Genomic DNA, 11,332 nt, shown 5'->3' on the forward strand with positions numbered 1-11,332 from the left:
ATGAGGAATTTACTAAAAGTCACTGGCTTTTTGCCCTACCTTGCGATCGCATTTTTAAACGCAAGTGTCGATCTAGCACACAAAATAACCATCCAAAACGTCCTTTTAAAGACCTACTCAGGCGACACGCTTTTTATCCTAACAGCCGTTATAAATGCGATGATCTTGCTTCCATTTATATTTTTATTTTCGCCTTCAAGCTTTATAAATGACAAATTTGCAAAGACAAAGGTTATTAGAATTTGTGCCGTCTTTGGCGTTGTTATCAGCGTTGCGGTGCTTATTAGCTACCTTTTGGGTGCCTTTGGCGTGGCATTTGCGCTAACACTCATTTTGGCTGCTCAAAGTGCGATCTACTCTCCAGCAAAATACGGCATCATCAAAGCACTTGTCGGCACTGAGCGCCTTGGCACAGCAAACGGCGTCATCCAAGCGCTTACCATCGTAGCGATACTTGTTAGCTCATTTTTATTTTCATTTATATTTGAAAATTTATACATCCAAGGCGAAAACTCAGAAGAAATTTTAAAAAGCGTCTATCCTATCGGAATATTTTTGGTCGTTTTTAGCGCGCTTGAAGCATTTTTTGCCTACAAGCTACCTTATATCAGCGAAACAAACGAACAAAGCGGAGAATTTGAGCTTAAAAGATACATCAGCCTTAGCTACTTAAGAGAGAATTTAAAAGAGGTAAGGTCAGATAAAAATATCTGGCTAAGCATCGCTGGGCTAAGCATATTTTGGGGAATTTCTCAGATCATCATAGCAGCCTTCCCAGCTCACTACAAGGCAGTTTTTAATGACGACAGCTCTCTAGCAGTGCAAGCGATCCTTGCAGTAAGCGCTATAGGCATAGCATTTGGCTCATACGTGGCTGGCTCTATGTCAAAGCTTCACATCGAGCTTGGCATCGTGCCGATGGGCGCTATTGGTATATTTTTCTCGCTTTTATTTTTCGCATTTGGCTCAAGCATCGGCGTAGTAAGCCTTAGCTCATTTGCATTTGGCTTTTTTGGAGGCATATTTATAGTGCCGCTAAATGCGATGATCCAGTACTTTGCCCCACAAAAGAGCACCGGCAAGATAATGGCGGCAAACAACTTCTTGCAAAACGTATCAATGCTACTATTTCTAGCCATTGGCATAGGCTTAGTATATTTTGAAATTTCAACCACCGGGCTCTTTGTCTTTACAGCGCTTGTTTGCTTAGTCGGCAGTTTTTACGCCATTTTACAGCTTCCACACCTTTTTACAAGGCTACTTTTACTACCATTTTTAAAGACAAAGTACCGCTTTTTCGTTGAAGGACTTCAAAATTTACCGCAAAGTGGTGGCGCGCTACTTCTTGGCAATCACATCAGCTGGATCGACTGGCTCGTGCTTCAAGCTGCAAGTCCAAGGGGCATAAGATTTGTCATGTATAGAACGATCTATAACAAATGGTATCTAAAGCAAATTTTTAAATTTTTTAAAGTGATCCCAATAGGCGCAGGCGCTAGCAAAGAGTCGATCGAGCTAGTTAGAGAGTGCCTAAAAAAAGGCGAAGTGGTCGCACTTTTCCCAGAGGGTCACATCAGCTACAACGGCCAGATAAATGAATTTCAAAAGGGCTTTGAGCTTATCATCAGAGATCTAGAAGAAATTTGCATCGTGCCATTTTATCTTCGTGGCCTTTGGGGATCTAGCTTTTCAAGAGCTAGTAAATTTTACAAAGATCTCACTTCTAAAAACGGCAGACGCGACATCATCGTCGCCTTTGGCAAGCCAATAACTACATTTATAAATGCTGCAAAGATGAAGCAAAAGGTGCTTGAGCTTAGCTTTTCATCGTGGGAGAGCTTTATCTCAAGACAAAAACCACTAACGAGCGAATGGCTAAACAACGCAAAAGAGGATAAATTTAAAGAGTGCGTGAGCGACAGCACTGGACTAAATTTAAGCAACTTGAAATTTATAACAGCCGTTTTAGTCTTTATCAAAATTTTCAAACGCGAGCTAAAAGATGAGAAAAATATAGGCATCTTGCTGCCTAGCTCAAGCATCGCAGCCATCGTAAATATGGCGCTTCTTGCCATGGGCAAAGTGAGCATAAATTTAAACTATACGCTTAATGTTACCTCGCTAAATCACGCCTTAAGAAAGGCAAATATAAATACAGTCATCACCTCTAGCAAATTTCTTGAAAAGCTCGCACTTAAGGGCTTTGATCTAAAAGATGTGATGAGTGGCAGGGCTAAATTTGCTGAAGATCTCTCAGCTAGCGTCTCAAAAAAAGAGAAATTTTTAGCACTTTTAACGGCGTTTTTTGCTCCAGTTTGGCTTATTAAGCTTTGCTATTTTAAGCGTGTAAGCTTAGAAGATACGGCTACTATTTTATTTAGCAGTGGCAGCGAGGGCGAGCCAAAAGGCATCGAGCTAAGCCACAAAAATTTACTTGCAAACATTAAGCAAATAAGCGAACTTCTAAATTTCAAAAAAGATGACGTGATCTTAAACTCACTCCCAGTATTTCACTCATTTGGACTAACAGTCACCACGCTCATGCCGCTTTGCGAGGGCATAAAAATGGTAAGCGTGCCTGACCCAACAGACGGAGCGACTATCGGCAAAATGGCCGCAAGACACAGCGCTAGCATCATCTTTGGCACCTCAACGTTCTTTAGGCTCTACACCAGAAACAAAAAGCTTCATCCGCTGATGTTTCAAAGTGCCAGAATGGTCGTAGCTGGGGCTGAAAAGCTAAAACCTGAGATAAAAGACGAGTTTAGGCTCAAATTTGGCATAGAAATTTATGAAGGATATGGCGCGACCGAAACGGCGCCAGTAGCTGCTGTAAATATGCCAAATATCCTAGAAAAAGAGAGCTTAAAAGAGCTTACATTTAATAGACCTGGTAGCGTTGGCATGCCTCTGCCTGGCACTATCATAAAAATAATCGACCCAGAGACGCTTGAAGAGCTAGAAACTGGCACAGACGGACTCATCGTCATCGGTGGCTCGCAGGTGATGAAGGGCTATCTAAACGACGAGGCCAAAACAAGCGAAGTCATCACGCATATTGATGGCGTAAGATACTATAAAACTGGCGATAAAGGCCACATCGATGAAAACGGCTTTGTATTTATCGTAGATAGATACTCAAGATTTGCCAAGATAGGCGGCGAGATGATAAGCCTTGGAAGCGTCGAAGAGGAGCTTGCAAAGGTGCTTGGGGGCGACGTTGTCTTTAGCAGCGCAAACGTGCCAGATAGCAAAAAGGGTGAAGCGATCGCACTTTTAGTAAAAAGTGGCACAGAGCCTGAAAATATCGAGCAAATTTTAAAAGAGAGCAGCCTAGCTCCTATAATGATGCCAAGCTATATATTTATCGTTGATGATATACCAACGCTTGCAAGCGGCAAGGTTGATTTTAAGGGGGTAAAAGCTCTAGCAGTCTCACTTTTAGAGGGGTGAGGCGCCGCCCTTTTATTTTTGTGATAAAATAGCGCCAAAATATTACCTAGGTCGCAGTTGCGACTAACATTTGCATAAATCTTAAATTTATCTTTTTTTGCAAATTCCGTTATTGATTTTATTTTTTATAAGGAGTTTTGTATGAAATTTTCTAGTGCTTTTAAATTTGGTGCGCTCTGCGTAGTTGGCTGTTTGCTCTCTTTAAATTCTGCCTTGGCAAATTCTTACGAGCAGATCAAAAAAGATGGCGTCATAAGGATAGCGACCGAGGGTGTTTATTCGCCATTTTCGTTTCACAATGAAAAAGATGAGCTAATGGGCTATGACGTGGAGATAGCAAGAGCTGTGGCTAAAAAACTAGGCGTAAAGCCAAAATTTATCGAAGCTTCATGGGATGCGATGCTTGCGGCATTTGACGCTGGCAAGGCGGACGTGGTGTTTAACCAAGTTAGTATAACCGACGAGCGAAAGAAAAAGTATGACTACAGCGTGCCATATATGGTCTCTTACTCAGCCATCGTCGTGCATAAAGATAATAGTGACATCAAAAGTTTTGCTGATCTAAAAGGCAAAAGAAGCGTGCATTCAGTAAATAGCATGTGGATACCAACAGTTGAAAAGTATGGCGCCAAGCTAGTTGTGGCTGATAGTTTGAGCGATCAGATAAATTTGATCATCACAAAAAGAGCAGATGATACGATAGATGATGCGGTGATGTTTTATGACTACATCAAACAACACCCAAACGCCCCTATAAAGATCATCGAAGCTGGCGATGAGCCGATGTATACGGCCGCGATTGTTAAAAAAGGTAACAAAGAGCTACTAAATAAGATAAATAATGCCCTAAATGAGCTTAGCAAAGAAGGAGTTTTAAGCGAAATTTCGCTTAAATACTTCGGCAAAGACATTTCTAAATAAGGAGAATCAATGAATTTTAAGCCCATTTTTGGCTTTATCGCAGGTGCTTTTTTAGCTTTAAATTTAAATGCTTCAACTATCAAAAAAGACGAGCTTATAGTTGCAACTGAAGGCACTTATTCACCTTACTCATTTTATGATGAAAAGGGCGAGCTAGTAGGATACGACGTAGATATCGCAAAAGCTGTGGCAAAGAAGCTAAATTTAAAGATCGAGTTTCTAACAGCTCCATGGGATGCGATGCTTGCGGCATTTGACGCTGGCAAAGCAGACGTTGTTTTTAACCAAGTTAGCATAAACGAAGATAGAAAGAAAAAGTATGACATGAGCGTGCCTTACACCATGCCATATCCAGTAATAGTCGTGCATAAAGACAATAACGACATCAAAAGTTTTGCTGATCTAAAGGGCAAAAAAAGCGTGCACTCTGCGACTAGCAACTGGGCAGCGATAGCTGAGAAAAATGGCGCAACAGTGGTCGTGGCTGATGGCTTTAGCAAAGGTGTGGAGCTTATCATCTCAAAAAGAGCTGACGATACAATAAATGACAATGTCACATTTTTTGACTACATCAAACAACGTCCAAATGCACCGCTCAAGATCGCATATACTAGCAATGAGCCTATGCCAACAGCCGCACTTCTTAAAAAAGGCAACACCGAGCTACTAGAAGCGATAAACAAAGCGCTTGATGAGCTAAAAGCCGAGGGCAAGATAAGCGAAATTTCGATGAAATATTTTGGAAAAGATATTTCAAAATAATTTTTAAAGCCAATAATTTTATTGGCTTTACTTTTTGTATAACTAGGAGAAATTTTGAGCGAAAAAGATACAGATGTAACAAAAAATATAGACTTTATAAATGAAACTGTAATAGATAATATAAATTTTACATATATTGCTGAAAGTAAAATTCACGGATTTGGACTTTTTGCTAATAAGAATTTAGATAGTGGCACAATACTTTGCTTTTTAGATGGACAAGTAATGAGTTGGGATCACTATGATGAAATAGCAAAAAGTATAAATTTAGGGGAATATCAAAACTATATTTTTATGGAGTGGAACGCACTTAGCAATAAAACATTACTTGTACGAGCATTTAGGACAAAATATAGCTATATAAATCATTCAAGTGTGCCAAACGTAGAGATAAAGTACAATCCAATTCGCATAGAAACAATAAAACAAATAAATAAAAATGATGAAATAGTCATAGACTACAACAAAGAACCATTAAAAAAAGAATACCTTGACGATAAAGAAAAAGGGTTTTTGTGATACATATTAAAACCACAATTATTCAACCAATAGAAATCAATACACAAACGCTAATAAAGCTTTTTGATACAAAAATAAATATTGAAAATTTTAAAAAATATGAAAATATTAAAGCACCTTGCTGGAAACAAACTATGGATGAACTTTTTAATCTATATAGTTCATTTATAATTTTAGATAACCAGCTTATAAATTCTAAAGCTTTAAAAGAAGAATTAAAAAATGATCATTTTAATATCAATGATAAATTTAATATATCTGATTTTATAGATGACAATGGTTTGCAAGTATATTTAATGTTTGATTACAGGCTATTTCAATTTTGTATAGTGTATGAGCTTGACTTTGTTTTGTCGCTAAATAATATAGAAAATGTCGCTAGACACGAACAAGACAAATTAGATTTTTATAATTGTATTCGCAATATCTTTGTTAAAGAAACCAATAACTCATATCTGCCGTCTATTATCTTAAATTTACAAAACAACTTGATCAAAGAGGCAAAAAAATTTATAGATGCAAATTTTAACCTCAAAGATAGTGTAGATAGCCTTAAAATACTAAATAATAGCGGAAATATAACAAATGTAGCTATCTTAGAAAACCTAAATGATAAAGAGTTCGAAAAATACTCAAATTATTTATTAAATTTAAATTCATTAGCTGAAAGAAATCAAAACTATAGTTCTCCTATAAAAATAAAATCAGTAAATTCAAAACACGATAATTTATACTTTTTCAATGGTCGCTTTCATACGATAATATTACAAAATCAAAAAGATAAATATAGATACATACCAATACAATTTCAAATGCAATACCTTTGGTTTTATTTATCTAAACAGATAAATTTAATACTCGAGTTTTACAATGACAATATTTTAAAAGATAACTCTATATCAAAAATATCAGAATACAGTGATAAAATCGATGCAATAATAAATAAAATCGAAAATCTAAATATTTTTAATCAAAAATTTAAACTTTCTATTGAGGCTGATAGTAAAATTTACCACGCAATAGAAGAAAAATGGAATATAGAAAATATGATCAAAACTTCAAACGAATATGTTGTCTATTTTAAAGATTATCTAGCAAGAATTTACACCAAGAAAAGCTCCAAAATGGAGCAAAGACAAAATAAGATACTCTTATTTATAACTTTATTTCAATTCATCGCACTTCTAAGTGTTTGGAATGATTATCTAAATTTATTAAGCGTTGAATTTTTAGAAAAAGCAAAAGGCATATTGCCACTATTTGGTTCAGAGAGTAACCTAGAAGCTTTCAACATATATCTACCAATTATATTTTTCATAATAATTTTATGTATGTTTTTTTATATCTTCAAAAATAAGGAATAGTTAAAGCAAAAATGGAAAATTTAGATAGAGTGATCGAGCTTGTTTCAAGCTCGACACTACCGATGATCATCGCGCTTTTAAAAGTGACGATCCCACTTACTTTGCTCTCGTTTTCGCTAGGGCTTGTCATCGCAATTATCACAGCAGTAGCGAGGCTTTCAAATATAAAAATTTTAAAATTTATATTTGCCACCTACGTTTGGATATTTCGTGGCACACCGCTTCTTGTGCAGCTTTTCATCGTATTTTACGGGCTTCCTAGCATCGGTGTCACGCTTGATACTTGGAGTGCGGCCACTATCGCATTTAGCCTAAACGTGGGCGCTTATGCGTCTGAGTCTGTAAGGGCTGCCATACTTTCTGTGCCAAAAGGTCAGTGGGAGGCTGCCACATCACTTGGCATGACGCACTATCAAATTTTAAAGCGCATCATCGCACCTCAAGCAGTGAGGATCTCGCTGCCACCGCTTTCAAATACATTTATAGGCCTTGTTAAAGACACTTCGCTAGCAGCTTCTATAACGATGGTGGATATGTTTATGGTCGCTCAAAGGATCGCAGCAAGGACCTTTGAGCCACTCATCCTCTACATCCTAGCAGCGCTCATCTATCTAGTGGTTTGCACACTTTTAACCTATCTTCAATCAAGGCTTGAAAAAGCTGTCTCAAGGTATGTCTAATGGCTATAAATTTTAAAAATATAAGCAAATCTTACGGCGATCATTTGGTGCTAGATAACATAAATACAAGCTTTAAAGAGGGGCAAACAACCGTGATCGTTGGCTCATCTGGCTGTGGCAAATCAACGCTTCTTAGATGCATAAATTTACTTGAGATCCCACAAAGTGGTACTTTAGAGATAGATGATAGGAGTGTAAATTTTAAAGAGAAGCTTAGCTCAAAAGAGCTTTTAGAAATTCGCAAAAAAACAGGCATGGTCTTTCAAAGTTTCAACCTCTTCCCGCACCTAACAGCGCTTCAAAATGTCACCGAAGCTCCGATCTACGTTCAAAAAAAGGATAAAAACGAGGCGATAAAAGAGGCAAAAGAGCTTTTAGCCAAAGTGGGGCTTAGCCACAAAGAAGATACCTATCCAAACAGGCTCTCAGGCGGACAAGCGCAGCGTGTAGCCATCGCTAGAGCGCTAGCTGTAAATCCATACTTTTTGCTACTTGATGAGCCTACAAGTGCGCTAGATCCAGAGCTTGAGGCTGAAGTTTTAAAAGTCATCTTATCTCTTGCAAAAGAGAAAAAGTCTATGATCATCGTCACTCACAATATGAATTTTGCTAGAAAGATAGCTGATAGAATTTTATTTTTAGATAAAGGCGTGATCGCGTTTGATGGCTTGGTAGATGAGTTTTTTAACAGCCAAAATGAGAGGATAAAAAGCTTTATCTCGGCTATGGATATATAAATTTAGCTAGAAGATCTAGCTAAATTTGTTACGCAAAGTATGGTTTTATCTGCTCAATCCAAGCTGAAATTCTACCCTCTGTCTTGTCACTTTGGTTATCAGCATCAAGCGCTAGACCTACAAATTTACCATTTCTTACGGCATCAGAGCCATCAAATGTATATCCATCAGTGCTAACCTCGCCCACTACCTTTGCGCCAGCTTTTACGACCTCGTCATAGAGCTTTGCCATGCCGTTACAGTACTCATCTGAGTAGCTCTCACTATCGCCCATGCCAAAAACAGCGACCGTTTTGCCACTTAAATTTAACGCTTTAAAGTCAAACGCGTCCCAGTCATCTTGCAGGTCGCCGCTGCCCCAGGTCGATGTGCCAAGAATTAGCTTGTCAAAGCTATTTAGCTTCGCTGCGTCTACGTCAGAGACGTTTAAAAGCTCGTTTTCAAGTCCCAAGTCCTCGCTTATAAGTTTTGCTGCATCTTCGGTATTTCCCATGCTGCTTCCATAAATTATACCTATCATTTTTATCCTTTTTAAAAAATTTTACTAATAATCGTATAAGGCACGAGCTTTATGCACCCTCTTGCAAAGCAGTGTCTAACCTCAACGTGCCGCCTAAATTCCTCATTTCTAGGGCAAACGATATAGACCATCTCACACTCGCGACCAAGCGCGCAAACGGCTGCATCGATGTCGTCGTTTAAATTTCTCATATCATCAAAGCTCACTTTTTTAAAGCTTGGCATGACATTGAGCAAATTTTTGCCACCCTTTTTCACCGAGATGACGCCGCCATTTAGCACGACCTCTTTGTCCTGATGACGGAGGCGTATTTTATCATAAACAAACTGGCAAAACATCTGCGCTGCGTCAATAAAAAACTCAAATTCTCCGCTTCTATAAAGCATCTTTATCATCTTTGCAGCTGCCATCTTTGGCTCTTTTGCTACAAATCTTAACCCCTTAAAATCATTTTTCAAATAAGCATTTATAACGACGTTTGAAGGTATGCAAAAGCCATCAACTGGTTTGAAATTTAAAAATTTATCACGCAGTAAGAAATTTATCCTAGCCTCAAAAATGTCTTTGAAATTTAGAAATTTAGCGTAAGAAAGCGGGATCTTTAGCTCGCTTTCAACGCCAACATTATAAAGTGCGATGAAAATTTTCGCACGCGAAAGCTTGTCAAGCTTTGCAAAAATACTTGGAGTTATTTCGCCAATATCTGATAAAAACCCGAACTTCATCGATTATTCTTTGCATCCAAATTCCTTATCTAGGCCAAAGACCTTACAATACTCGCAAAATACGCAACTAACGCTTCTTTTAGCACAAACGATAGGGATATTTCTCTTTTTTGCTTGAGTTTTAATAGTCTTCATCGTGTTGTGGTTTAAAAAGCTAGTTAGCATCACCACACACTCGGTGTCCTGCGGGATCGGCTTGCGATTTACGCGGTTTTCATTTCTAGCATCCCAGTGCTCTATCTTCTCAGCTCCTAAATCATGCAAAACAGCCTTAATAGGCGTGATCTCATCTGCTCCGATAACTAAAACTGACATAACAAGCTCCTAAAATTTATTCGTTTTCTGATAACGATTATAAAAAAGCTTAGCTAAAATTATTCTTAGTTATGATATTTATTATCACTTATTTGTAGAAATTTGTAACGTTTTTGGTTGTTTTAGAAGGCTAAATTTAATTAGCCTTTTTAAATTTAACCGCTGCAACGAGAAAGATGACAAGTCCAGCCGCTGCAAAAAGGCTGCCAACGTTGCCGATATTTTGCTCGCCAAGATGAACTATCGTTTGATGTCCGATGAGCGCGCCAGCTCCTATGCCGATATTGTAAATGGCTGAGTATATCGCCATCGCAGCGTCCGTGGCATTTGAGGCTAAATTTAGCACCTTTATCTGAAAGCTCATATTTATCCCAGCTATGCCAAGCCCCCAGATAAAGGCAAGCACAAGCATCAAGCTCTCATTTGTAGCGATCAAATTTAGCGCAATCAAGCAGGCTAAAATGATCGCTATTGAGATAGCTGTAAAAGCATTTGGTATGAGCTTATAAAATTTAGAGAAAAGCCCGCTTGCTACGATACCAGCGACGCCAAATAAAAGCAAAAATATGGTGATAAATTTACCATCAAAGCCACTAATATCTTTGGCAAATGGCTCGATGTAGCTATAAGTGCTAAAATGCGCGCTGATAACGATAGCGGTTAGCAAAAATACCACCATCAAAAAGCCATTTCTTGCAAGCTCCGGCAAGCTCTTTAGCGAGCCTGAGTTTTTGCTAGGCAAAAGTGGCAAAATTTTATATAGCCAAGCGCCAACGCCCACAGCAAAAAGCCCGATCAGCCCAAATGTGACACGCCAACCCAAGCTATCGCCCAAAATTCTACCAAGCGGCAAGCCAAGTATCATCGCCATCGATGTGCCAAGTGCCAAAAGTCCCAGAGCTTGCGAGCTTTTATTGATAGGTGCCACCCTAACAGCAAGCGAGGCGGTAATCGACCAAAATATGGCGTGTGAGATGGCTATTAAAAGGCGAGCTATGACTAAAACAGCAAAATTCCAAGCAACCGCGCAAAGTGCGTGAGAAGCGACAAAAATGATAAAAACCTTTAAAAGCAGCGACCTTCGCTCTAAATTTGCAGTTAGCAGCATAAATGGTAGCGAGAGTATCGTCACACTCCACGCATATATCGTGATGATGAGCCCAGTATCAGCCGTGCTCATGCCAAAATCCTTTGCTATGTCGCTTAGAAGCGGCACTGGCACGAACTCAGTTGTATTAAATATAAAAGCTGCAAAAGCTAACGCGATAACCCTTAGATAGGCTATTTTATGAATATTTATCAAAATTTCATCCTTTTTACTTTGCCCCTACAATAT

The 11,332-nt window shown here is 38.5% G+C and carries 11 protein-coding genes; 7 read left to right on the top strand and 4 right to left on the bottom strand.

The features are described from left to right. From B9N65_RS04540 to B9N65_RS04570, 7 genes are all read left to right on the top strand, one after another. Nucleotides 1–3,453 carry an acyl-[ACP]--phospholipid O-acyltransferase gene (locus B9N65_RS04540; RefSeq protein WP_087582972.1) on the top strand — a complete coding sequence of 1,151 codons (3,453 nt, stop codon included), beginning with the start codon at nucleotides 1–3 and terminating at the stop codon, nucleotides 3,451–3,453. Nucleotides 3,454–3,594: 141 nt separating this feature from the next. Beyond that, complete coding sequence (locus B9N65_RS04545) at nucleotides 3,595–4,374, top strand: amino acid ABC transporter substrate-binding protein (RefSeq protein ID WP_087582973.1); 780 nt, start codon at nucleotides 3,595–3,597, stop codon at nucleotides 4,372–4,374. Between the two features lie 9 nt (nucleotides 4,375–4,383). Beyond that, entirely contained in the window at nucleotides 4,384–5,136 is a 753-nt protein-coding gene (locus B9N65_RS04550; RefSeq protein WP_087582974.1) for an amino acid ABC transporter substrate-binding protein, read from the top strand. Nucleotides 5,137–5,190: 54 nt separating this feature from the next. Beyond that, entirely contained in the window at nucleotides 5,191–5,655 is a 465-nt protein-coding gene (locus B9N65_RS04555) for an SET domain-containing protein-lysine N-methyltransferase (protein WP_180385127.1), read from the top strand. Beyond that, entirely contained in the window at nucleotides 5,652–7,019 is a 1,368-nt protein-coding gene (locus B9N65_RS04560) for a hypothetical protein (protein WP_087582976.1), read from the top strand. The genes B9N65_RS04555 and B9N65_RS04560 overlap by 4 nt, the downstream gene beginning before the upstream one ends. Before the next feature lie 11 nt (nucleotides 7,020–7,030). After that, nucleotides 7,031–7,699: an amino acid ABC transporter permease gene (locus B9N65_RS04565; protein WP_021089366.1), complete on the top strand. Its 669-nt coding sequence runs from the start codon at nucleotides 7,031–7,033 to the stop codon at nucleotides 7,697–7,699. Continuing rightward, nucleotides 7,699–8,436, top strand: a complete 738-nt coding sequence (locus B9N65_RS04570; RefSeq protein WP_087582977.1) for an amino acid ABC transporter ATP-binding protein — start codon at nucleotides 7,699–7,701, stop codon at nucleotides 8,434–8,436. Before B9N65_RS04565 ends, B9N65_RS04570 begins: the two co-directional genes overlap by 1 nt. A gap of 28 nt (nucleotides 8,437–8,464) precedes the next feature. Here B9N65_RS04570 and fldA read toward each other — a convergent pair whose 3' ends face one another. The 4 genes from fldA to B9N65_RS04590 all read right to left on the bottom strand — a co-directional run bounded on the left by fldA (nucleotide 8,465) and on the right by B9N65_RS04590 (nucleotide 11,299). Next, nucleotides 8,465–8,956 (bottom strand): flavodoxin FldA, encoded by a 492-nt coding sequence (gene fldA / locus B9N65_RS04575; protein ID WP_087582978.1) that lies wholly within the window; start codon nucleotides 8,954–8,956, stop codon nucleotides 8,465–8,467. A gap of 11 nt (nucleotides 8,957–8,967) precedes the next feature. Beyond that, nucleotides 8,968–9,681: a UDP-N-acetylmuramate--alanine ligase gene (locus B9N65_RS04580; protein ID WP_087582979.1), complete on the bottom strand. Its 714-nt coding sequence runs from the start codon at nucleotides 9,679–9,681 to the stop codon at nucleotides 8,968–8,970. Nucleotides 9,682–9,684: 3 nt separating this feature from the next. Further along, a complete protein-coding gene (locus tag B9N65_RS04585; protein WP_002939277.1) occupies nucleotides 9,685–9,996 on the bottom strand; it encodes a DUF2325 domain-containing protein in 312 nt (103 codons plus the stop codon). 136 nt (nucleotides 9,997–10,132) lie between these two features. Then, a complete protein-coding gene (locus tag B9N65_RS04590; protein ID WP_087582980.1) occupies nucleotides 10,133–11,299 on the bottom strand; it encodes a sugar transporter in 1,167 nt (388 codons plus the stop codon). Between the last annotated feature and the right edge of the window lie 33 nt (nucleotides 11,300–11,332).

Origin of the sequence: Campylobacter concisus, assembly GCF_002165815.1 — a bacterium.
Lineage (GTDB): Bacteria > Campylobacterota > Campylobacteria > Campylobacterales > Campylobacteraceae > Campylobacter_A > Campylobacter_A concisus_BH.

What these genes read in the sequence shown, in the direction of transcription:
- B9N65_RS04570 (WP_087582977.1), top strand. Translation starts at nt 7,699, where the DNA reads ATGGCTATAAATTTTAAAAATATAAGCAAATCTTACGGCGATCATTTG.
- fldA (WP_087582978.1), bottom strand. Translation starts at nt 8,956, where the DNA reads ATGATAGGTATAATTTATGGAAGCAGCATGGGAAATACCGAAGATGCA.
- B9N65_RS04545 (WP_087582973.1), top strand. Translation starts at nt 3,595, where the DNA reads ATGAAATTTTCTAGTGCTTTTAAATTTGGTGCGCTCTGCGTAGTTGGC.
- B9N65_RS04565 (WP_021089366.1), top strand. Translation starts at nt 7,031, where the DNA reads ATGGAAAATTTAGATAGAGTGATCGAGCTTGTTTCAAGCTCGACACTA.
- B9N65_RS04585 (WP_002939277.1), bottom strand. Translation starts at nt 9,996, where the DNA reads ATGTCAGTTTTAGTTATCGGAGCAGATGAGATCACGCCTATTAAGGCT.
- B9N65_RS04540 (WP_087582972.1), top strand. Translation starts at nt 1, where the DNA reads ATGAGGAATTTACTAAAAGTCACTGGCTTTTTGCCCTACCTTGCGATC.
- B9N65_RS04580 (WP_087582979.1), bottom strand. Translation starts at nt 9,681, where the DNA reads ATGAAGTTCGGGTTTTTATCAGATATTGGCGAAATAACTCCAAGTATT.
- B9N65_RS04550 (WP_087582974.1), top strand. Translation starts at nt 4,384, where the DNA reads ATGAATTTTAAGCCCATTTTTGGCTTTATCGCAGGTGCTTTTTTAGCT.